Origin of the sequence: Dyella silvae, from assembly GCF_026421305.1 — a bacterium.
GTDB lineage: Bacteria > Pseudomonadota > Gammaproteobacteria > Xanthomonadales > Rhodanobacteraceae > Dyella > Dyella silvae.
Genome location: NZ_JAPJBQ010000004.1, coordinates 311,706 through 334,314 on the forward strand (window position 1 = coordinate 311,706; position 22,609 = coordinate 334,314).

Annotated in this window: 20 protein-coding genes; 9 read left to right on the top strand and 11 right to left on the bottom strand. The window is 63.8% G+C overall.

Features of this window, described 5'->3' with window-relative positions; translation table 11 throughout:
* Nucleotides 1-12: 12 nt before the first annotated feature.
* The 3 genes from OQE56_RS12570 to OQE56_RS12580 form a co-directional block, all read right to left on the bottom strand.
* The gene (locus tag OQE56_RS12570; RefSeq protein ID WP_267224739.1) at nucleotides 13-567 is read right to left on the bottom strand and encodes a hypothetical protein; all 555 of its coding nucleotides are present in this window, start codon (nucleotides 565-567) and stop codon (nucleotides 13-15) included.
* Nucleotides 567-1,109 (bottom strand): peroxiredoxin, encoded by a 543-nt coding sequence (locus OQE56_RS12575; protein WP_267224740.1) that lies wholly within the window; start codon nucleotides 1,107-1,109, stop codon nucleotides 567-569. Before OQE56_RS12575 ends, OQE56_RS12570 begins: the two co-directional genes overlap by 1 nt.
* Nucleotides 1,110-1,203: 94 nt before the next feature.
* Complete coding sequence (locus OQE56_RS12580; RefSeq protein ID WP_267224741.1) at nucleotides 1,204-1,662, bottom strand: hypothetical protein; 459 nt, start codon at nucleotides 1,660-1,662, stop codon at nucleotides 1,204-1,206.
* Between the two features lie 389 nt (nucleotides 1,663-2,051).
* On the opposite strand from OQE56_RS12580, the gene OQE56_RS12585 reads away from it, so the two are divergent.
* Both OQE56_RS12585 and OQE56_RS12590 read left to right on the top strand, forming a co-directional pair.
* On the top strand, nucleotides 2,052-2,468 hold the full coding sequence (locus tag OQE56_RS12585) for a universal stress protein (RefSeq protein WP_267224744.1): 417 nt from the start codon (nucleotides 2,052-2,054) through the stop codon (nucleotides 2,466-2,468).
* 148 nt (nucleotides 2,469-2,616) lie between these two features.
* Complete coding sequence (locus OQE56_RS12590; RefSeq protein WP_267224746.1) at nucleotides 2,617-3,438, top strand: ferritin-like domain-containing protein; 822 nt, start codon at nucleotides 2,617-2,619, stop codon at nucleotides 3,436-3,438.
* A 170-nt stretch (nucleotides 3,439-3,608) separates the two neighbouring features.
* On the opposite strand, the gene OQE56_RS12595 is transcribed toward OQE56_RS12590, so the two are convergent.
* The 3 genes from OQE56_RS12595 to OQE56_RS12605 form a co-directional block, all read right to left on the bottom strand.
* On the bottom strand, nucleotides 3,609-4,055 hold the full coding sequence (locus tag OQE56_RS12595; protein WP_267224748.1) for a DUF6491 family protein: 447 nt from the start codon (nucleotides 4,053-4,055) through the stop codon (nucleotides 3,609-3,611).
* Between the two features lie 62 nt (nucleotides 4,056-4,117).
* Nucleotides 4,118-4,843 carry a tol-pal system YbgF family protein gene (locus tag OQE56_RS12600; RefSeq protein ID WP_267224750.1) on the bottom strand — a complete coding sequence of 242 codons (726 nt, stop codon included), beginning with the start codon at nucleotides 4,841-4,843 and terminating at the stop codon, nucleotides 4,118-4,120.
* An 88-nt stretch (nucleotides 4,844-4,931) separates the two neighbouring features.
* Nucleotides 4,932-5,822 (bottom strand): LytTR family DNA-binding domain-containing protein, encoded by an 891-nt coding sequence (locus tag OQE56_RS12605; protein WP_267224752.1) that lies wholly within the window; start codon nucleotides 5,820-5,822, stop codon nucleotides 4,932-4,934.
* A gap of 155 nt (nucleotides 5,823-5,977) precedes the next feature.
* On the opposite strand from OQE56_RS12605, the gene OQE56_RS12610 reads away from it, so the two are divergent.
* From OQE56_RS12610 to OQE56_RS12630, 5 genes are all read left to right on the top strand, one after another.
* Nucleotides 5,978-7,201, top strand: a complete 1,224-nt coding sequence (locus OQE56_RS12610; RefSeq protein WP_267224754.1) for an acyltransferase family protein — start codon at nucleotides 5,978-5,980, stop codon at nucleotides 7,199-7,201.
* A 102-nt stretch (nucleotides 7,202-7,303) separates the two neighbouring features.
* Complete coding sequence (locus OQE56_RS12615; protein WP_267224756.1) at nucleotides 7,304-8,536, top strand: MFS transporter; 1,233 nt, start codon at nucleotides 7,304-7,306, stop codon at nucleotides 8,534-8,536.
* A gap of 60 nt (nucleotides 8,537-8,596) precedes the next feature.
* Nucleotides 8,597-9,184, top strand: coding sequence for a hypothetical protein (locus tag OQE56_RS12620; protein WP_267224758.1), 588 nt, complete (start codon nucleotides 8,597-8,599; stop codon nucleotides 9,182-9,184).
* Between the two features lie 93 nt (nucleotides 9,185-9,277).
* Entirely contained in the window at nucleotides 9,278-10,477 is a 1,200-nt protein-coding gene (ubiM, locus tag OQE56_RS12625) for a 5-demethoxyubiquinol-8 5-hydroxylase UbiM (protein WP_267224759.1), read from the top strand.
* Nucleotides 10,478-10,554: 77 nt separating this feature from the next.
* A complete protein-coding gene (locus tag OQE56_RS12630) occupies nucleotides 10,555-10,890 on the top strand; it encodes a hypothetical protein (protein ID WP_267224762.1) in 336 nt (111 codons plus the stop codon).
* A gap of 75 nt (nucleotides 10,891-10,965) precedes the next feature.
* On the opposite strand, the gene aceE is transcribed toward OQE56_RS12630, so the two are convergent.
* From aceE to rsgA, 5 genes are all read right to left on the bottom strand, one after another.
* Nucleotides 10,966-13,674, bottom strand: coding sequence for a pyruvate dehydrogenase (acetyl-transferring), homodimeric type (gene aceE / locus OQE56_RS12635; protein WP_267224764.1), 2,709 nt, complete (start codon nucleotides 13,672-13,674; stop codon nucleotides 10,966-10,968).
* A 1,307-nt stretch (nucleotides 13,675-14,981) separates the two neighbouring features.
* A complete protein-coding gene (locus OQE56_RS12640) occupies nucleotides 14,982-17,273 on the bottom strand; it encodes an NADP-dependent malic enzyme (protein ID WP_267224766.1) in 2,292 nt (763 codons plus the stop codon).
* A gap of 238 nt (nucleotides 17,274-17,511) precedes the next feature.
* Nucleotides 17,512-18,786 (bottom strand): peptidase MATCAP family protein, encoded by a 1,275-nt coding sequence (locus tag OQE56_RS12645; protein ID WP_267224768.1) that lies wholly within the window; start codon nucleotides 18,784-18,786, stop codon nucleotides 17,512-17,514.
* Nucleotides 18,783-19,262, bottom strand: a complete 480-nt coding sequence (locus tag OQE56_RS12650; protein ID WP_267224770.1) for a hypothetical protein — start codon at nucleotides 19,260-19,262, stop codon at nucleotides 18,783-18,785. Before OQE56_RS12650 ends, OQE56_RS12645 begins: the two co-directional genes overlap by 4 nt.
* Before the next feature lie 205 nt (nucleotides 19,263-19,467).
* The gene (gene rsgA, locus OQE56_RS12655) at nucleotides 19,468-20,523 is read right to left on the bottom strand and encodes a ribosome small subunit-dependent GTPase A (RefSeq protein WP_267224772.1); all 1,056 of its coding nucleotides are present in this window, start codon (nucleotides 20,521-20,523) and stop codon (nucleotides 19,468-19,470) included.
* A gap of 139 nt (nucleotides 20,524-20,662) precedes the next feature.
* Between rsgA and OQE56_RS12660 the strand changes: the two genes are divergently transcribed.
* Both OQE56_RS12660 and OQE56_RS12665 read left to right on the top strand, forming a co-directional pair.
* Nucleotides 20,663-21,907: an aminotransferase class I/II-fold pyridoxal phosphate-dependent enzyme gene (locus OQE56_RS12660; protein WP_267224774.1), complete on the top strand. Its 1,245-nt coding sequence runs from the start codon at nucleotides 20,663-20,665 to the stop codon at nucleotides 21,905-21,907.
* Between the two features lie 9 nt (nucleotides 21,908-21,916).
* A complete protein-coding gene (locus tag OQE56_RS12665; RefSeq protein ID WP_267224777.1) occupies nucleotides 21,917-22,513 on the top strand; it encodes an SGNH/GDSL hydrolase family protein in 597 nt (198 codons plus the stop codon).
* The last annotated feature ends 96 nt before the right edge of the window (nucleotides 22,514-22,609 follow it).

The following is a 22,609-nucleotide window of genomic DNA, read 5'->3' on the forward strand; positions in this document are numbered from 1 at the left end:
TCGGCAGGGGCCTCAGCGAAGCTTGCGGAAGCCCGCCCGCACCTGCGGCCGACCCAGACACCATGCCAGCCACAGCAGCACCGGCACGGTGACTGCCTTCGTCGCCAGGGCGATAAGGAAACTACGGCGAACGTGTGCGAGCGCCATGGTGGACGCCTCGTCCAGCGGCGCCTGGGCGTTGGTCAGTTCGACGCCCTGACTGAATTCGCGCCACTGGGACAGCAACATCAAACCACCCGCCAGCCCCCAACCCAGCGCCAGCAGAATCGCGGCCGCCTGTAGTGCCGGACGCGCCCACGCCTGACGGAGAATCACCCCGGCGCAGATCACGATCAGCGCAAAGGCGATAACAAAGTAGCCCACGTCCCACGCCAGCATTTTGTGGAGCTGGGTGATATCGCCGGTGTTCTCCGCCGGCAACTTACCCAGCACGCCCCATATCTGCTCAGCGTGCAGCAGGTACTGCAGGCAGCCATAAGCCGCCAGCAGCAGGATCAGCCATACCACGATGCGCCATAACGCGAAGCCGTTGAAACGGGCGGCATCGCTTTTCAACGTGAGCGGCATCAGGACGCGGCCTTCAGCGTGGCCAGATCAGCCAGCACCTGGGCGGAGTTTTTCTCCGGATCCACATCCTGATAGACCTTGGCAACCTTGCCCTGCGGGTCGATCAGGAACGTGGTGCGGCGCGCGTACTTGAAGCCCGCCTTGGAGGTCAGCACGCCATACGCCTGCGCGGTCTTGCTGTCGGCATCGGACAGCAGCGGGAACGGTACGTGGTACTTGGCGGCGAAATCCGCGTGGGACTTCACGTCGTCCAGGCTCACGCCCAGCACGTCGGCACCGGCCTTGCGCAACTTGGCGATGTCATCGCGGAAGGTGCACACCTCGGTGGTGCAACCCGGCGTGAAATCCTTCGGGTAGAAATACAGCACCACCCAATGGCCCTGATGATCGGCGGGTGTGTGCCACTTGCCGTTCTGATCCTGCAGATGGAAGTCAGGCGCCGCCTGCCCCACTTGCGGCAACGCAGCAGGTTCGTCGGCGTACACGGGGACGATCAAACCCAACAAAAGGGTAAGCACCAGCAAAAGCGAGAGACGGCGCATGACGAGACTCCGGGCGTGGAAAACCTCCAGAGTGTACGCGTTCTAAAACGAAGGGCGCCATGCGGCGCCCTTCGCGACACGTGGCCCGAAGCCACTACTCCTTGGTGATCGTGAATGCACCCACCGAGACACCCAGGTTGATGCCCTCGCCACTGCCATGCAGCGCCAGCGAGGTGGTGCCCTTGGTCAATACCTGCGCCTCACCCGATTTGCCTACACCGGCCTCTGCGCCGGCCTGCGCGTAACTACCGAACACATCGTCGATGCTACGCACATGGGTGATGTCACCCTTGCCATTATCGATGCGATATTTACCGGCCGTGATGCCGCCGCCATTCAGCTCGATCTTCACTTTGGCGCGCTGTCCATTACTGCACACCACGGTGCCGCTGCCCGACGCGTGCTTGTAGATCACCGACCAACCCGACACGCTGAACGACAGATCGCATTTCACTTCGGCCTCGGCCGCCTGGGCTTTTGCCGAGGGCCACGCCGACATGGCGCCAGCGCAGGCGAACATCAGGGCCGCCATAGCAAACGTACGCTTGATCATCGTTGTCTCCTTGCTTGAATGAGAACATCGGACGACAACTGCCATTGTCGGCAGCCACCCTGAACACCCCCCAGACACCCGCCCGTACCGTTCATCCTCACTACTGTTTGTGAACGCCGCGTGGAATCGCACCGCTTGATGCCCCGGTAACAGGGCCCCGCGCAAACTGGTATTGCCCGAAAGCGGGAATGAAGTTCCGGGGTTTTGCGCCGTGACGGGCAAGCACAACGGCCGTACGCATCCACCGCTGGCGGCTGCTACGCGCGGCGCGTACGCTGGCGAAAAGATCCGTGAAAGCTGACGGGCGGAGCTCATGCATGTCAGGCGATGGTGCCACTGATCCATCGACCATAGCCGTCAGCCTGCTTTAAGCCGGGGGGAGAAAGCGCATGCTCAAGCACTTGCTGGTTGGTTATGACGGCTCTGCCACATCGCAGCGCGCGGTGCGTCTGGCCGTGGATCTGGCCCGCGCCTGCGGCGGTCGGGTCCGCGTGGTGTCGGTCGTGCAAATGACGGAAGGCAGCGCCGATACCTGCGCATTGATGATGGCCGATCCCGGCCCCAGGCGTTGCACGCAGCTGCTGGAAGAAATGAAGCAGCTGGTGCCGGAGGGACAGTCGCTGATCGATGCCGAAGTCGTGCACGGGTGCCCCGGCGACGCCCTGCTGGATCAGGTTCGCAGCCACGGCATCGACCATATCGTGATCGGCCATACCGAACGCGGGGCGCTGGCGCGCTGGCTGCTTGGCTCGGTATCCAGCGAGGTGCTGCAACGCGCCCACGTGCCCGTCACGGTGGTGCGCTAAGCCGCTTTCACGCTCCGCTAACTCCTGGGTCGGCGCTCGTTAATCCGTTAGCGTCGTCACGTCGTATTCTGTTGTCATATGACCGTCATGCCAGACTGGCGCCGCATCTCGCGGCGGCCCAGCTCTCGGCCCGCACAGGAATGCCCGCGTGAGCTACGCCCAATCGTTGCCCTGGACCCTGGAAAGCCTGGATTTCAGCCGAATCGAAATACAGCGCGTACGCCAAAACGAAGATCTGTTCTTTCTGCTTTGCAGCGCATCGTTCGTGGAGAGCGGCTCGGATCTGTACACCCACAACCTCGTCGACCACTTTGCTGGCGACGAGACCTTGCAGACGTGGCTGAGCCAGCACTGGGAGCATGAAGAGCTGCAACACGGCCGCGCGCTGGCCGCTTACGTGAAGACGGTATGGCCGGAATTCGACTGGGACCGCGGCTTCGCTTCGTTCTGGGCCGAGTACGGCGCGGTGTGCACCTCCGAGCAGCTCGAAACAAGCCGCGGCCTGGAGCTGGCCGCGCGCTGCGTGGTGGAAACGGGCACGGCCTGCCTTTACCGGGCACTCAACGACATCACCGACGAGCCGGTGCTCAAGCAGCTGACGGGCCACATCAAGAGCGATGAGGTTCGTCACTACAAAAACTTCTACCAGCACTTCCGCCTGTACCGCGAACGCGAAGGCTTCAGCCGCTACAAAGTGTTTCGCGCCATCCTGCGTCGGGTGAATGAAATCCGCAGCGAAGACAGCGACATCGCTTTGCGCCACGTGTTCAACCAGTGCTATCCGCAGCACAAGGACAATCAGGCGGAGTTCAAGCGCATCACCGGGCGCGCGCAGGATTTGCTTAAGCGCAATATTCCGGCGGAAATGACTGTGAAGATGTTGCTCAAGCCGCTGGAGCTGCCCATGCGCTTGCAGAACGCGATGGAGAAGCCGCTGGCGAAGCTGGCGGAGAGGTTGTTCCTCAACTGAGGACGGCCTTTGTCGCGGCGCGCGGCTTACTTCGGTTGTGCGCTGCGAGGCGCGTTGTTGTGAGAGAGACGGCTCAGTTCAAGCGCTGAGGCAAGATTGGCCCCTCACCCCAGCCCTCTCCCCGGAGGGGAGAGGGAGAAGTGGAGTGCCCGGATGCCGCGCAACACCCATCACTTCGCCGGCCGCGGCGTCTCTTCCACTTCACGCGGCTTGCCCTGCTGCGGCTCATTCAACTTGGCAATATCCACCGGGCGGATCTGCTTGATAAAGCACGGCGCATCCTTCGGGCCGGTCAGCACGCGGTCAAACTTGACCATGACTTCGCTGGCACTCGAGGTCAGACCAATATGGTTGGTGTACTCCAGATTGGGACAGCGGCCATCCAGATCCAGTAACCATGCTTCGTTGGAGCGCGTGTAAATCGCCAGCTGTCGCTCACTTAGCGGCTCCCACGACCACAGGCTGAAGTAATGGAAGCTGTTAACCGGCTGGCCCGCAGCGGCGGCGTAAGCCTGCTGGCGGGCGTCCATGCGTGCGGTGTAGTCCTTGCCGACGCGGGCGCAGCCCGAAAGTGCGAGGGCTACCGCAACCGTGGCGAAAAGGTGTTTGACTGCCATGAACTGAATCTCCGTAAGTGCTGTTCATACCAACGCATGAACCTTGGTATGCGTGGACGCGGTTACTTCTTCTTGGTCTGCTTGGTGACAGGCTGCCATTTCGACGCGTCGAAGCCACCGGTTTCGAACACCAGCGTTTGCTTTTTCTCACCATCCTGAAGCGTCACATCCATGGTGATCTTCTTGGCCTTTTCCAGCTGCGCGATGAAGCCCTTGTCATCCTTGAACAGCAGCGCCGGCTCGCCGGTGGTCGGTGCGAAGGCGCTGATCGTGCCCGGCTTGCCGTCGAAGGTGGCCTTGATGGAACAGACACCCTTGCACACGAACCCATGCGGACCACCGTTGAACAGGAAAGCGTTCTGCCCCCATTCGGTATGGCGCCGCAACACCAGACGCACGCGTGCATCGCCTGACGGCTGGCTGGTGTAGATGGTGGCGGTCGATTGCGTCCCGCCCTCCATCGGCGACACCTGATACAGCCACAAGCCGGCGAGGCGGTTCTTCTCGCTGTTCTCGGTATAGCGCTTCTCGATCGCCGGCAGGCTTTGCTGTACTTCCTTGGCGGCATCGCTGTTGGGATAGCGGCTGACGATTTCCTTGCCCATCGCCACCGCCATCTCATCGTTACCGATGCGCAGAAGCTGGCGATAGGTGTTGAGCTTGTCCGCGGAAGCATCGGCCGGCGCCTGGGCCTGCTGCGGCGTCTGCGCCTGGTCGCCCGACTGGGAGCATCCCGCCAGCAAAAGCAGGGTGCCAAGGGTGGTGGCGAGACGGAGGCGCTGGTTCATGGACGGGATCCTGTGACGGGAAGACGCTTAGAGTGGAACGAGGCCGAGGGGCGGCGCAACCTTGGCCCGTCTTTATTCCTGTGGGAGGTCAGGCGCCAACGGGCGCGTCGCCGAAGCGCTCGCGCAACTGGACGCGGAAGCGGCGACTGCACGGCAGGGTGGCCCCGTCGCGCATGGTCAGGCGAGCGTCGCCGGTATCCAGCGGCTCGATCTCCACGAGGTAGTCGAGGTTCACCAGATAGCTGCGGTGTACCCGCAGGAAACGCGCAGGGTCCAGCCGCTCTTCGATACCGGCCATGGTGGCGCGCAGCGGGTAGTCGCGTCCGCGTACATGCAGGTTCACGTAGTTGCCGGAGGCCTGCAGCCACTCGATCTCGCGTGCGGCCACCAAAAATTCCTTGCCAAGCTTGCGCACCAGAAAGCGCTCCGGCCGCTCGACCGGCTCCACCGGCGGGCCTTCGTCGGGCTCGGCCAGCAGGGCCGCTTCGCCTTGCAGGCGGCGCATCACAAAGCTGTAGCCGGTGATCATCACCACGAACAGAAAATAGGTGCGAATGTCCTTCAGATACTCGTAGCCCAGTTCCTGCAGCCAGTCGTTGCCGAAGTGGTAGTGCTCGCCCATGACGTCATACGCAAGGGTGCGCAGAACGATCATCAGGCCGACATGGATCAGGCAGAACGGCACACTCAGGGCGAGGTGCACCTTGAGGCTATGAGTCCAGGTGTCGAAGCGGATGGGCCAGCGACGGGTCGCCCACACCACGCACGGCACGAGCGCGAGGATGACGACGCTGCTGGTCGCCTCCCAGATCCACGGCTCGATGCTGCCGACCCGATGGCTGCGATACACCAGGTCGAACCAGGCGACCATGCCGTTGAACACGGTGTTGGCCATGAGCACGACGACCCAGAAGCCGATCTCGAACGGCCGGCGCCAGCGCTGGAAACGGGTGTAGTCGAAGGCCGGCGTCGTCGTCATGCCCCGGATTCTACGTGGGGCGGCGGGCACCTCCGCATATTTCGTCCCTTTCCACCTACCACTCGTCCCTACTTTCGGTCGATCAATCACTTAGCGGGGGACGGAAGCCTCTACCAGGCGGAGCATGCAGGCATCCCGACCAAGGAGTTTCGTTCATGAACCGCCGACACGACATCGATGCCCTGCGCGTCCTGGCCTTTGGCCTGCTGATCGTTTTCCACCTGGGCATGCTCTACGTAGGACCCGCCGACGACTGGAAGTTCCACCTCAAGAGCAGCTACCTCGCCAGCTGGCTGGAGTACCCCATGCTCGCCTCCAGCTTCTGGCGGATGGACTTGCTGTTCCTGATCTCCGGCATGGCGGTGCACTTCCTGCGGGGACGCCTGACCCTTCCCACGCTGGCCTGGAAGCGCACCACGCGGCTGCTGCTGCCGCTGCTGTTCGGCATGGCGGTGGTCATTCCCATTCAGCCTTACGTGCAAGGCGTGGACAACGGGCTGGTGCCGCCAGGCTTTGGGCACTTTCTGCTGCGCTACTGGACGGGTGGTCCCTGGCCCGCCGGCGCGTTCGATGGCTGGCAGTTCGGGTTCACCTGGAATCACCTGTGGTACCTGGTGTACGTCTGGATCTACACGATGCTGTTGATCGCGGCCCTGCCAGCGCTGGAGTCGTCGTGGGGCCAGCGTGCCTTCGCCGCTGTCCACCGCCTGCACGGCTGGCCGCTGCTGGTGCTGCCCGCCCTGCCGTTGATCGCCTACAACCTGCTGTTCGCGGCCCGCTTTCCGCAGAATCATGCCGTGATCGGCGACTGGTATGCCCATGCGGGCTACGCCACGATGTTCCTGTATGGCTATGCCATCGGCACGCATCCCGGCCTGTGGTCTGAGCTGGCACGCCTGCGGCATCGTTCGCTGGGTATGGCCGTGGTCTGTTTCGCCGCCTATGTGCTGCTTGGTCAGCTGGATGCATTCGTCGATGTCAGCCAGTGGTCAGCGTCCACCCTTGCCGTTGAACGGCTGTGCATGCGCGCTTTGCACTTCTTCTATGCGTGGAGTGCCATCGCCGCCGTGCTGGGCTGGGGACATCAATACCTCAATCGCCCGTTCCGCTGGCTGCCGTATGCACGCGAAGCGGTGTTTCCCTGGTACATCCTGCATCAGAGCGTGTTGCTCGCCGTGGCCTACTGGTTGCTTCCGCTCAAGCTCGGCCCTGTGCTGGAACCCTCGCTGGTGCTGCTGGGCACGGTGGGTGGCTGCACGGTACTGCATGAGTATGTGATTCGCCGCACGCGCTGGCTGCGTCCGCTGTTTGGGCTTGATGCGGACTCTCGCGCTGCACGGCCAGCACCCTCACCCATCGGACAGGTGCAGCAGGCATGATGACCGCGGGCAGCGGGATCTCAGGTTCCGCTGCCCATGAGGATCTCTTTGCCTCAGGACACCGGCTACCGATAATGGCCGGATCCCCGCAAGGAAGCCCCCATGCCCTCCCCTCCTGCGCAAGCTTCCGTGGATTCGCTGCGCTCCCATCCCGCCTTTGTGCAGTTCTGGTTCGCCCGCATTTGCTCGGGCTTCGGTTTCCAGATGTTGTCGGTCGCGGTCGGTTGGCAGATCTATGCGATGACCGGGCGAGCGCTGGATCTTGGCCTGATTGGCCTCGTGCAGTTCTTCCCTTCGGTCATGCTGGCGCTTCCCGCGGGTCATGTGGCCGATCAGTTCGAGCGCCGCCGCATCGTGATGCTGGGGCAGATCGTGGACATGTTGGCGATTGCCGCGCTCGCCGCCATCAGCCTTATGCACCTGGCGCACGAGTCGATCATTCTTGTGCTGGTGTTCGTCATCAGCATCGCCAAGGCTTTTGAGTTTCCGGCGCTGCAATCCATGTTGCCCGCGCTGGTCCCAACGCAGGTTTTGCCTCGTGCCATGGCAGCCAGCGCGTCGGCAGGTCAGGCCGCCATGATCATGGGGCCTGCTGTAGGCGGCCTGCTCTATGTCGCCGGGCCCGGCACGGTGTACGTGGTGTGCGCGCTGCTTTATCTGATCGCCGCGATACTGATGGGTCACCTGCGTTACGAACAGGCCCAGCCGCGCCGCGAGCCCGCCACGCTGAAAACCTTGTTTGCCGGCGTGCACTTCATCCGGCAGCGCCCCGACGTGCTCGGCGTCATTTCGCTCGATCTGTTTGCCGTGCTGTTGGGGGGCGCGACGGCACTGTTGCCGATCTTCGCCAAGGACATTCTGCATACCGGACCGTGGGGCCTGGGCCTGCTGCGCGCCGCGCCAGCGGTCGGCGCACTGCTGATGTCGCTGTGGCTGACCCGGCACAGCATGGAGCGGCGCGTGGGCATGATCATGTTCGCGTCGGTTGCTGGTTTCGGCGTGGGCACACTGGTGTTCGCCGTCTCAACCACGTTATGGCTGTCGTTGGTGGCGCTGTTCGCGCTGGGTGCGTTCGACATGGTGAGCATGGTGATCCGCGGCGCGCTGGTGCAGCTGGATACACCGGACGATATGCGCGGCCGCGTGAGTGCGGTCAACGCGATCTTCATCAACACCTCCAATCAACTGGGCGAGTTCGAGTCCGGCCTGCTGGCGGCCTGGGTGGGCGTGGTGAACGCAACGCTGATCGGCGGCATCGGTACCCTGCTGGTGGTGGCGCTGTGGATGGGCATGTTCCCCACCTTGCGCCGACGCCAACGACTGCACGCGCCCTGACGCGCTCCAGCTATAGTGCGCCTGCCAGCCGATGCAGGCTGAGCAACCTCAGGGGAAAACATGCCGACGTCATGCGCTCGCTCGATGTTCGTGACCGCGTTGAGCTGGGCCTTCATCGGCTTGGGAGCCATCGGCACGCTCTTCTTTCTTCTGTTCTCGATGGTATCGGCGGCCGGGCTGCAGGCCATGGCGCATGGCACCACGCCCGTGGGCGCCTCTTACCGGCACATGGCGCAAGCGATGGCGCAATTGCCAGAGCCATGGCCGTGGATCTACGCGCATGCAGCAGAATTGATGCTGGTTGCCGCCGCGCTCGCGTTCCTGCATCTGGTCAGCGCGTTGGGTCTGCTGTGGCGCAAGCCATGGGCTCGCCGCAGTTTCATCGGATTGATGCTGCTGGATATCGCCCTGCAGAGTTTCGGCGTGGCCAGTGCGCTCACGATGCAGCCCGCCTTGCAACAAGCCATGCGGGAAGACTTTCCGCCTCAGTTGCCGCCTGCTTTCATGGAATGGATGCAGCGCATGATGGCGTTCCAGCAGATCGAAGCCATCGTCAGGCCAGTTTTGTTGGCCCTCGTGTTCGGCTGGATCGCCTGGCGCCTCACCCGTGCACCCGTTCGCGAGGAGTTCTCCGCAGTTCGCCAATGAAGCGACCGTCAACGTCGCAGTTCTTTGATGCGCGTCAAACGCGGACAAGTAGCGCCGGATAGCATGCGTCAACTCCCCTGATGCATGCGCGCTATGAACGTGGATATCGCCATCGTTGGCGCAGGCCCTGCGGGCCTGTGCTTCGCCAAGGCACTGGCAGACACCGGCCTGAGCATTCTCCTGATCGAACGGCAACCGTTGGAAGCACTTGCCGAGCCGGCATTCGACGGACGCGAGATCGCCCTCACGCAACGCTCCGTGCGCACCCTGCGCGAGCTCGGGCTGTGGGACCGGCTGGGGCCAGCCGATGTATCGCCGCTGTGCAGTGCGCACGTACTCAATGGCAGCTCCATGCGCGGACTCAGCGTGGTGCCCAGCAGTACGGGCGATGGCGAACTGGGCTTCCTCGTACCCAATGACCGTATCCGGCGCGCGGCCTATGCCTGCATCGAGCACGAGCCGCATATCACCCTGGTAACCAACACCTCAGTCACGGGCATCACGCCCGGCGGCAGTTCGTCTCAATTGCAACTGTCGAACGGCACCACCGTTACGGCGCGACTGGTCGTCGCTGCCGACAGCCGCTTCTCGCAACTGCGGCGTGACGTCGGCATTGCCGCCGACATGCACGACTTCGGCAAAACCATGCTGGTCTGCCGCATGGCGCTGGAGCTACCGCATGGCCACGAGGCGCTGGAATGGTTCGACCACGGTCAGACGCTGGCACTGCTGCCCCTGCACAACGGGGAAGCGTCCGTCGTGCTCACCTTGCCGGGCCAGGAGATGAGGGCCGTGATGGCCCTCGACGATGCGGCATTCAACGAAGACATGCGACGCCGCTTCGATGGCCGTTTTGGGCAGATGCGACTAACCAGCACGCGGCATACCTATCCGCTGGTGGCCGTCTATGCGCATCGCTTCGTGGCGCCACAGTTCGCGCTGATCGGCGACGCCGCCGTGGGCATGCACCCGGTGACCGCGCATGGCTTCAATCTGGGCCTGATCAGCGTAGCGTCGCTGGCCGGCGAAATACGCCGAGCCCACGCGGCGGGCCGGGACATCGCCTCGGCCAGCCTGTTGCAGCGCTATCAGCGCGCGCACCGCCTGGCCACGCGCCCGTTGTATCTGGCCACACTGGCCATCGTGAAGCTGTACACCAACGATCGGCTACCTGCGCGGCTGGCGCGTAGCGCGCTGTTGCAGGCCAGCCAGGCAGCGCCGCCGTTCCGCTTTGCGCTGGCTCGCATACTTTCCTCGAGCGGACGCGGACCGCTATCGGCCACGTCTCCATGAACGGTGCGAGCGGGTATTTACGCATCACTCACGCCAGCGCTGGCACCTTGCAGATTAAATACGGGTAGGAGGACGCCATGAGCAGGTCTTATGACATTGAGAACGGCATCAACGGCGTCCGCGAACGGGTGGGCGACCGCGTGCGCCACTATGCCAGCGAGGCGGCCGACCGGGCCGACGGCCTGATCGAGCGCGGCCGCGAAGCCAGCCGTCGGTTCGGACACACGCGCAATGCCTATGCTCGCCGTCTCGGCCACGCTGCGGAGGACTTCGCCGACGAGGCGAACTACCAGTACCGCCGGCTGCGCCGTCAGGTGTCGCGGCACCCGGTGGCCACCACCGCGATCATTGCCGGCACCGTGGGTGCTTTTTTCCTGTTGCGACATCTGCTGCGTGGACGGGATGACGATTGATCCTCATCGGCATCACTCAAAGAAAAACCCGCCAGATGGCGGGTTTTTCGTTTGGACTGGTGGAAACGCCCGGCATTACACCGTCTGCGGATTCGGCTTGTCCGGATCGAGCTTGTAGGTCTTGATGGCGCGCGCCACGTCCTTGGCATTGACCTTGCCGTCCTTCGCCAGCGCTGCCAGTGCGGCGTGGGCGATCCAGTAACGGTCAACCTCGAAGAAGCCACGCAGGTGCTCGCGCGTGTCCGAACGGCCGAAACCGTCGGTGCCCAACACGGTGTAGCGCATACCGTCCGGCATGAAGGCGCGGATCTGGTCGGCGTATTCACGCACGTAGTCGGTGGCAGCCACGGCCGGACCCTGACGGCCCTGCAGCAAGCCGGTCACGTACGGCACGCGCTGCTCCGATTCCGGATGCAGGCGATTCCAGCGTTCAGCGTCGAAACCATCACGACGCAGCTCGACGAAACTCGGGCAGGACCAGATGTCGGCGGTGACGCCGAAATCCTTCTCCAGCAGCTCGGCGGCGGCGATGACTTCGCGCAGGATGGTGCCCGAACCCAGGAGCTGCACGCGCGGCTCGCCCTTCTTCGGCTTGCCGGCGTCCTTGAACAGGTACATGCCCTTGATGATGCCTTCCTCGACGCTGACGCCCCCATTAGAGCTGGGCAGATCGGGGTGGCTGTAGTTCTCGTTCATCACGGTGATGTAGTAGTACACATCTTCCTGATCCTGCAGCATGCGGCGGGTGCCGTCCTGCATGATCACCGCGACTTCGTAGGAGAACGTCGGGTCATACGACTTCACGTTCGGAATCGCGCCAGCCATCAGATGCGAACTGCCATCTTCATGCTGCAGGCCTTCGCCGTTGAGCGTGGTGCGACCCGCGGTACCGCCGATGAGGAAGCCGCGCGCGCGCATGTCGCCGGCCGCCCAGGCCAGATCGCCGATGCGCTGGAAGCCGAACATCGAGTAATAGATGAAGAACGGCAGCATCGCCTGGTTGCTGATGCTGTAGCTGGTGGCCGCCGCCATCCAGGCGGCCATACCGCCGGCTTCGGAAATGCCTTCCTGCAGCACCTGACCCTTCTGGTCTTCGCGGTAGTACAGCAGCTGGTCGGCGTCCTGCGGACGGTACTTCTGGCCGAACGGCGCGTAGATGCCGATCTGACGGAACATGCCTTCCATGCCGAACGTACGTGCTTCGTCGGCCACGATCGGCACCACGCGCTCGCCGATCTGCTTGTCGCGCAGCAGCAGGTTCATGCCGCGCACCAGCGCCATGGTGGTCGAAATTTCGCGCTCACCCGTGCCCTTGGTGATCTGCTCGAACGCCGGCAGTTCCGGCGCCTTGAGCTTGGCGTCGGCGTGACGGCGGCGCTGCGGCAGGAAGCCGCCCAGCGCACGGCGACGCTCCAACATGTATTCCACTTCCGGCGAGTTCTTGCCTGGGTGGAAATACGGCACGTCGGCCAGCTTGTCGTCCGCCACCGGGATGTTGAAACGGTCGCGGAAGTGGCGCACGGCGTCGGCATCCAGCTTCTTCTGCTGGTGCGTGGGATTCTGCGACTCACCGGCCGCGCCCATGCCGTAGCCCTTCACCGTCTTGGCGAGGATCACCGTGGGCATGCCCTTGGTGTTCACGGCCTGGTGATAGGCCGCATAGACCTTATGCGGGTCATGACCGCCGCGGTTCAGGCGCCAGATGTCGTCGTCGGACAGATTGGCCACCATCTCGCGCGTCTCCGGGTACTTGCCGAAGAAATGCTCGCGCGTGTACGCGCCGCCGAAGGCCTTGCACGCCTGGTACTCGCCATCGACGGTTTCCATCATCAGCTTGCGCAGCACGCCCTTGGTGTCGCGGGCGAGGAGCGGATCCCAGTAGCTGCCCCAGACGACCTTGATGGCATTCCAGCCGGCGCCGCGGAACACGCCTTCCAGTTCCTGGATGATCTTGCCGTTGCCGCGCACCGGACCGTCCAGGCGCTGCAAGTTGGCGTTGATCACGAACACCAGGTTGTCCAGGCCTTCACGGCCGGCCAGCGAGATGGCGCCGAGCGATTCGGGCTCGTCGGTTTCGCCGTCGCCCATGAAGCACCAGATCTTGCGGTCGGTCTTCGGCATCAGGCCGCGGTGTTCCAGGTACTTCCAGAACTGCGCCTGATAGATGGCCTGGATCGGGCCCAGACCCATCGACACCGTCGGCACCTGCCAGTAGTCCGGCATCAGCCAGGGATGCGGATACGACGACAGGCCACGGCCGTGGCCGGCGACTTCCATGCGGAACAGGTCGAGCTGTTCTTCGCTGATGCGGCCTTCAAGGAAGGAACGCGCATAGATACCCGGGCTGGAGTGGCCCTGATGGAACACCAGGTCGCCCGGATGATCGGCGCTCGGCGCGCGCCAGAAATGATTGAAGCCCACGTCATACAGCGTGGCCGACGACGCGAAACTGGCGATATGGCCGCCCAGCTCGCCCGGCTTGCGGTTGGCGCGCACCACCATGGCCATCGCATTCCAGCGGATCAGCGTACGGATACGCCATTCCATCGCGGCGTCACCGGTCATCTTCGCTTCGTTGCCCGGCGCGATGGTGTTGACGTACTCGGTGGTCGGGTTGAACGGCAGATAGCCGCCCGCACGACGCGTCGAATCGACCATCTTCTCCAGCAGGAAGTGCGCGCGCTCGGTGCCGTCGTGGTTGATTACGGCATCAAGGGATTCGACCCATTCCTGGGTTTCGGTGGGGTCGAGGTCCTGCTGGAGGATGTCGTCGAGCTGATCCATGGGGAGCTTCTCTCCGCGGCGCCATGGGGTTGGCGCGGCTGTAGGTGAATCGCCTCTGCGTGAGAGGCGGGGAACCGCCCGAGTTTAGCTCCGGCGGGGTTTTTCGCCAATTGGATCGAGGCAGTACGGGGGCGAATGGAGTGGAGGGTGTTGATTGGGCGAATGGGGCATTCGACTGACGGAGCACGCTCTTAGCTCCCTCTCCCCTCCGGGGAGAGGGCTGGGGTGAGGGGCGGGTGCTTGCGACACAGTTAGTTCCCCTCACCGTCATCCCGGCGCAGGCCGGGATCCAGTAGCGCTATCGCTCGGTTGTCGCGGTGCCGTCACGTGCTCGCCTGCGGCGGGCTTCCGACGATCTGCCGATCGCCGGGTCACTTTTCTTTGCTTGCTCACGCACGCGCAGGAGCGCGTGCGAACGGCGAAGCCGGCCCGAAGGGCGGAGGGCAGGATGCCCGGAGTCAAGAAAAGTAACCAAAAGAAAGAGCACCCCGCTTGGCGCTTGCCGGGCTGATAGCCCGGCAAGTCCGTGAGGGTCGGCCGAGCTTTTCGACAGGGCCTCCTGCCCTGACGAAAAGGGATCGGCATCCATGCCGATCCCCCTGCGGGCCTGATCGTCCAACCCTCACCGCCGCACAGGGGCCCCTCAGATCAAAAGCATCAGGCTCGTGCAGCTTCGCTGCACATCGCACTGGGCGAAGCCGGTCAACGTTCAACGTGCTCGCTTGCCTCGTGGCTTTGGCTTCGGATGGTGGCTTTGGTTTTGCCCTTTGCTTCTGGCGCGCGCCGCGCGCCGCTCTGGCTCCGGCTCTGGCTTTCGCTCTTGACCTCCGGGCCCCTATGGCGCGGCGGGCGGGTGGAGGAATAGCCCGAAGGGTGGCCGGCATGGATGCCGGCCAGTTTTTCGACAGGACAGGGATGTCCTGTCGAAAAACCCCGTAACCCGCCCGCGAACCTTCCGGGCTATCAGCCCGAAAGGCGCGCCATCGGGGTGGCCTTTCTCTTGGTTACTTCTCTTTGGCCACGCAAAGAGAAGTGACCCGCTGTCCGGCAGGACAGCGGAAGCCCGCCGCAGGCGAGCCAGGTCGCGGAGTCATCACACCAGAACAAAGTCACTGGGTCCCCGCCTACGCGGGGACGACGAGTAGCGACCTCACCGCGAGCACCCACCCCTCACCCCAACCCTCTCCCCGGAGGGGAGAGGGAGCCAAGAGCCGAGGCGCTGTGCTTGCGCCGCGTGCACGCATCGCAATCAAAAGAAAACGGGGCCCCGACGGCCCCGTTCTCAAACACCTCACAGCTCAAAAACCTCAGCTGCGCCGCTCACCATGCGCCTGACGAATCTGCGCATCCACCGCGGCAATCGCCGTCATGTTCACCACACGACGCGGCGTCGCCGCCGGAGTCAGGATGTGCGCCGGCTTGTTGATACCCATGAGAATCGGACCAATCGCCACGCCATCAGTCATCACGCGCACGATGTTGTACGTGATGTTCGCGGCATCAAGGTTCGGCATCACGAACAGGTTGGCGCGGCCCGACAGCGTGGTGTTCGGGAACATGCGCAGACGCAGCGCTTCATCCCACGCGGTGTCTGCCTGCATTTCGCCATCCATGTCGAGCTTGGGAGCGCGCTGCATCAGGATCTCGCGCACCTTGCGCATCTTCGCCGCGCTCGGGTTGTCGTGGCTGCCAAAGTTGGAGTGCGACAGCAGCGCGATCTTCGGCTCGATGCCGAACAGCTTGAGGCGATAGGACGCCTGCAGCGTCGCTTCGGCGATCTGCTCGGCCGTCGGGTCGCACTGAACGTGCGTATCGAGGAAGAACCATGCGCCCAGGTCGTTGATCACGCCGGTCATCGCCGAGGTGCACGACACGCCCGGATCAAGACCGAACACGCTACGCATGTAGCCGAGCTTCTTGTGGAAACGACCCACCAGGCCGCAAATCATCGCGTCGGCTTCGCCACGTTCGACCATCAGCGAGGCGATCAGCGTGGGGCGCGAGCGCATCAGATTCTTGGCGGCGGCCGGCGTTACGCCACGGCGCTCGGTGAGCGCGTGATACTGCTGCCAGTAGTCGTTGAAGCGCGGGTCGTCATTGATGTTGGTGAGTTCGAAATCGACGCCTTGGCGCATGCGCAGACCGAGGCGCTCGATGCGCGTTTCGATCACGTCGGGGCGGCCGATAAGGATCGGGAAAGCCAAACGGTCGTCGATCACCGTCTGCACGGCGCGCAATACGGTTTCTTCCTCGCCTTCGGCGTACACCACGCGCTTGACGTCCGAACGCGCGCGCTCGTACACCGGCTTCATCAGCAGGCCCGTGCGGTAGATGAACTGGCCGAGCTTCTCCTTGTAGGCATCCATGTCGACGATGGGACGCGCGGCAACGCCGGAATCCATCGCGGCCTGCGCCACGGCAGGCGCCAGCATGACCAACAGGCGCGGATCGAACGGACGCGGAATGAGGTAGTCCGGACCAAAGGTCGGTACGTCACCGCCATAGGCGCCGGCGAGGTCGCCCGCTTCCATCCGCGCGATCTCAGCGATGGCGCGCACGCAGGCCAGCTTCATGGCTTCGTTGATGCCGGTAGCGCCCACATCCAGCGCGCCGCGGAAGATGTACGGGAAGCACAGCGCGTTGTTGACCTGGTTCGGGTAGTCCGAACGGCCGGTGGCGATGATGCAATCCGGACGCACCTTCTTCGCGTCAGCCGGGGAAATCTCAGGATTCGGGTTGGCCAGCGCGAGGATGACCGGCTTATCGGCCATGGTGGCGACCATCTCGGGCTTGAGAATGCCGCCAGCGGAAAGGCCCAGGAATACGTCGGCGCCATCGACGATTTCCGCCAACGTGCGCTTGTCGGTGTTGCGTGCATAACGCTGCTTGTCCGGATCCATATGATCGCGGCCGGTGTACAGCACGCCTTCGCGGTCATAGGCAAGGATGTGCTCGGGTTTGACGCCCAGCGCCACCAGCATATCCAGGCAGGCGATGCCGGCCGCGCCCACGCCAGTGGTGGCGATCTTCACGTCCCCGATCTTCTTGCCCACCACTTCCAGCGCGTTGATCACGGCAGCACCGACGATGATGGCGGTGCCATGCTGATCGTCGTGGAACACGGGAATCTTCATGCGCTCGCGCAGCTTGCGCTCGACGATGAAGCACTCCGGTGCCTTGATGTCTTCGAGGTTGATGCCGCCGAAGGTCGGCTCCAGCGAGGCGATGATGTCGACCAGTTTGTCGGGGTCGCGCTCGTTGATCTCGATGTCGAACACATCGATGCCGGCGAACTTCTGAAACAGCACGCCCTTGCCTTCCATCACCGGCTTGCCGGCCAGCGGGCCGATGTCGCCAAGGCCCAAGACGGCGGTGCCATTGGTGATGACCGCGACGAGGTTGCCGCGCGCAGTCATTTCACTGGCGGCATTGGGGTCTTCGACGATGGCCTCGCAGGCGTAAGCCACGCCGGGCGAATAGGCCAGCGCCAGATCCCGCTGGGTGACCATCGGCTTGGTCGCGGCGACCTTGATTTTGCCGGGGCGCGGAAGACGGTGGTACTCGAGAGCGGCGAGGCGCAGTTCTTCGGGAAGGGACATGGGATGGCGAAATCGAATGTGAGGGGGGAAGTCGGGGCCGCAACAGCGGTATCGGGCAATGGTATCACCGGCGACACCTCACTCCAGACCGTGCGGTGCAGCATGGTGGGCCGACGATTCAAACAACTGGTATGCAATCACAATTACGTTGTGGGAGCGCACCCTGTGCGCGACTAACCTGCCTCAGTCACTCGGCACGGCGCAGTCGCGCACAGGGTGCGCTCCCACAATTTGAAAGCTACAGGCTCAGCGACAGCGCTTCCGCCTGCACTTTGCCCATATGGATGCGGTTGACGAACAACGAAAACGCGAGCTTGCCAGCCAGACCGTGTACGTGTTGCATCCAGGGCGGCAACCAGCGTGGCGGCGCAATGGCGCCCGACTCGAAATACGGTTGCAGGCTGATGACATCATGCAATGCCAGCTTTCCCGCGAACAAATGCCGCAACATATCCATGCGCCGCTGGCGCAGGGCCCAGCGAAAGAAGGTATGCACCGTGAGCAGGCCGGACAGATACACATTGTCCTTGGCGAACGCCGCGCCACCGGTCAATGGCACGCCGCGGAACACGCGCTGGGCCGAGTGGAAGCTGTCGGCAGGGCTCTGCCCGCAGTTGCTGAAGAACTGGTAGACCTCGACGAAGTCCGCGCCATTGAGCGCCATGTCGATGGCCAGAATGCGCAGGCTGATGCGCTTGAGGCGGGAAATATCGATGGCGCCCGATATGAGCTCCGCAAACACGGCCAGGCCTTCCTGGGTGGCGGTCACGCGCGGCGAGGTACGCCCCAGTGAGGCAAGCAAGGGTTGTGCGCGGCCGTTGAGCGCCGTGAGCGAATGCACCAGCGCCTCGTGCGCCAGCAACTGATGGCGGTCGTAATCGCTGAAGCGCGTGCCGCCGCGCAGACGGATGCGTGTCGCGCCGGCGGCTGCCTTGGCAGTCAGCTCGGGGTCCACTTCCACCGAAATGATCGGCTCGCCGAAGAAGGCATCGAGCGTTTTACTCAGATCGGCTCGCAGCTCATCGGCGGAAATAGCCACGTTGACGTCGTCGTACAACAAATCCGAACCGAGCTCGTCGGATAACTCGACGAAGTAATGCGCAGCATCGATATTGCTGCGGTCGCTGCCGGGGATCACATCGCCCGGACGGCCGTACAGCACGATGGACGGCGCGGTGACGCCCTCGGTGCCCACGGCCTCGAGCATCTCCGCAGCGATACGCCACGATTCGGCCGTGCGGCACAAGTACTCGCCCAGCGGATCGTCGTAGCCGGCTTCGCGCTCGATAGCCGCGAGCTCCGCACGTTCGGCGGAAAAATCGGGTTTGGGGTATTCCACCTTGGGTAAGGTGTACTGCCCCTTGGCATAGGCCTCGATCATGCGGTCTTCCAGCGAGGCGGGCCAGCCCACGGTGGAGAGAATGCGTATGCCTTTGACGGCAGCGAGCAATCGCTGATCGAGGTCTGCGTAACGCTGGAGCTCAGGGGAAACGCTGGTGCCGTGCGTGCTCATGCCGATCTCCGGCGCAAGCTGTCGATGCGCTGAATCAGATCGGTAGCGATCGGATTGGGCTTGAAGGCACCGAGGAAAGTGCGTGGACCTGCCGGAATGAAATTCAGGTTCTTGCCGAAACGCGATGATTCGTTGCGCAACATCAGCGTGATGCGCGGCGGGTTGGTCATGGTGGAGGCATTGACGTTCATCACGTCGCCAAGCGACAGACGCGACTGTTCGCCCCGGTTCTTCACCACCAGCTGCTCGCCATCCAGCCAGACCTCATCGACCAGATCCGAGAGCAGGTACTTGAATAGCACGAACCCAATCACCGCCATGAGCAATGGCGCGAACAGCGCGGGCCATGCTTCAGGCCGCCCCGCAGAACGGACAGCGGTCACCCCGATGATCAGAGAGATACCGATGAACCCAAACCAGAAAACGGGAAACACCCGCTTGTAGAAGAACGTAGAAGGCGACGAAAGCCGCTGCATGCCAACACCCCAAAACAGGACGCCCCGATAGTAGCGCGTTGAAGACGGTCCAAAGCTTCTGGGTCGCCTCGTTAAGACGCCAATTTTGAATCCCTGACCCTCATCCCCGCATTCGCGGGGATGAGGGTGAGCTGGCCAGTGAGGCTACGGGGAACCGTGAACAGACTCTTCTTGTAACCACCTCACAGCAGCCCCGGACCCTCCGCTATTCCCGGTCGCGCGAGTGCCGATTGCCGTGCGGCCGGGTCGCCGGCCGCCCGCCGCGCTGGCGTCGCAGCTTGGCTTCCAGCGTGGTCGCCTGCTCTTCGCGCTCGTCGCGCAATTTCAGATAGTTGCGCCAGCGTTCGGCCGAAAGGTCGCCACTGTCCAAAGCGGCCTGCACAGCGCAGCCGGGCTCGCTGCCGTGTCCGCAGTCGGCAAAGCGGCACTGCTCGGCCAGGGCATCGATATCGGCGAACAGGTCGAGATTCTCTTCACCGGTGAGCTTGAGCTCGCGCATACCGGGGGTATCGATCAGGCAACCGCCGCTGGGCAGCTGCAGCAGGGCGCGATGGGTCGTGGTGTGGCGGCCGCGGCTGTCGTGGCCACGCACGGCACCGGTGGCCATCTTTTCGGTACCCAGCAGGGTGTTGGTGAGGGTGGACTTGCCGGCGCCCGACGAGCCCACCAGCACCGCGCTATCGCCGGGCTGCAGGTAAGGCAGGAGCATGGCCATACTGGCCGCATCCTTGCCGTTCAGGGCATGGATCGGGGTGCCTTCGGGCAGTCGGGCGCGCAGGGCTCCCAGCAATTCCTGGGCGTCGTCGCGAGTATCGAGCTTGCTGAGCAGCACCACGGGCTGGGCCCCGGAGCCTTCGGTCAGCGAGAGGTAACGCTCGATGCGGGCGGGATTGAAGTCGCCATCCAGCCCGGTCAGCACCAGCACGTAGTCAATATTGGTGGCAATGATCTGCCGTTCGTAGCGCTCGCCCGCCGCGGCCCGCGAAAGCACCGTGCGGCGCGGCTGTACCTTGACGATGTGCGGCGGCTTGCCGGGCTCGATCTCCACGAAATCGCCCACCGCCGGCCGTTCGGCCGGGTCCAGGCTGCGCTTGAGGAAATGGCCAGCCGGCTGGGCGCCAAACAGGTGCTCGCCATCGTGCAGTTCATAGCCTGCGCGATGCTGCGCTACGACGCGGGCCAACTGCCTGCCGTCTGCCGGCAACGCGTCGCCGCGCCAGCCAATACGGTGCAGTCGCTCAATGATCTGGGCATCGGTCATGGGCGCCGATTATGCCTTGCCTTCGAAAAGCCCGATACGAGGCCGTTTTTGCCTCCCACTCTCGCGCCATCCGCGGTAGGATCCCGAAAACGGCAATTTTCTTGCGTCGCAACAACTCCAAGAACGAAGGACGTCCGCGTTGGCCTCGATCAAACCCAGTGCGCACCTGGCGGATGTGCGCTATGAAATCCGTGGTGCACTGACCCGGCGATCGCGCGAGCTGGAGGCTGCCGGCCTCCCTATCATCAAGCTCAATATCGGCAATCCCGGCCGCTACGGTTTCGAAACCCCCGCCCATTTGCGCGAAGCCATTGCGCAGCATCTGCACGACAGCGAGGCCTATGGGCACGAGCAGGGCCTGGAAGAGGCACGGGAGGCGATCGCCGCCCAGCAGTGCCATCGCGGCGCGCGGGGCGTGGAAGTGGAGCGCATCTTTGTCGGCAACGGCGTCAGCGAACTGATTGACCTGAGCCTGCGCGCCCTCCTGCAGCCCGGCGACGAAGTGCTGCTGCCCAGCCCCGATTACCCGCTATGGAGCGCGGCCACCATCCTCAATGACGGCAAGCCCCGCTACTACCGCTGTCTGGCGGAAAACGGCCACCTGCCCGACCCTGACGAAATCGAATCGCTGGTAACGCCGCGCACGCGCGCACTGGTGCTGATCAACCCGAACAACCCGACCGGCGCGGTGTATCCGCGCGAGTTGCTGGAGCGCATCGTGGCCATCGCCGCGAAGCACCGCCTGCTGCTGCTCAGCGACGAAATCTATGACGAGATTCTCTACGACGGCACCACCTTCCAGCCGCTTGCCGCGGTGGCCGGTGACGTGCCCTGTGTAAGTTTCGGCGGCCTGAGCAAGGTGCATCGCGCCTGCGGCTACCGCGTGGGCTGGATGAGCCTGTCCGGCGATCCGTCGCGCACCACCGATTACCGCGACGCCCTGCAGTTGCTGGCGGCGCTGCGCCTGTGCGCGAACGTCACCGCGCAATGGGCGGTGCGTCCCGCCTTGCAAAGCGCCCCCACCATCAACGCGCTGACGACGTCGGGCGGCCGCCTGCACGAGGCGCGTCGGGCCGTACTGGAAGGCGTGGCGGCCAGTCAGTTCCTCGACATCGTGTCACCGACCGGTGCGTTGTATGCCTTCCCACGTGTACGCGCTGACCGCCTCGCCGATTTCGACGACAACGCCTTCGCGTTACGCCTGCTGGAAGAGGAATCCGTGCTTGTGGTGCCGGGCAGCAGTTTCAACGTGCCGCATAGCCGTCATCTGCGCCTGACGCTGCTACCGCCGCCGGAACAGTTGCGCGAGGTATTCGAGCGCATCGAGCGCGTGCTGGCGGGCATGGCGGCCAAACAGAAGCCGCGCACCGCCGCCGTCGCCTGAGTACCCTTCATGCGCTATCTCGCTCTGGGTGATTCGTACACGATCGGCGAGGCCGTGCCCGAGATCGGACGCTGGCCGGTGCAATTGACGGCACGGCTGCGTGGCGAGGGGAAGGTGCTCGACGATCCCGTGATCGTCGCCACCACCGGCTGGACGACCGATGAGCTGTCTGCCGCGATGGACACCGCTACGTTTACGCCGCCGTACGATTTGGTAAGCCTGCTCATTGGCGTGAACAACCAGTACCGTGGGCGCAGCGCCGATGACTATCGCGGCGAGTTCCGCCGGATGCTCGATCGCGCCATCGCACTCGCGGGCGGGCGGGCGGAACGCGTGCTGGTGCTGTCGATTCCCGACTGGGGGGTTACCCCGTTCGCGCATGGCAGCGGCCGCGACGTGCACCGCATTGGCGACGAACTGGACGTCTATAACACCATCGCCCGCGAGCAGACCGAACACAGCGGCGGGCGCTTCGTGGATATCACCGGCATCTCGCGTCAGCACCCTCAGTTGCTTGCCGATGACGGCCTGCATCCGTCGGCCGCGCAGTACACGCTGTGGGCGGAGGCGGCGGTGCCGACGGCGATGGCGATGCTGCCGGGCTGACAGCCCTCCCGCAAAAGCGGCGATTTACGGCGGCGCGGAAACCACTTTGCAACCTTCCCGCCATCCTGCGGTGACGTGAGATGGGCATTCTGGCAT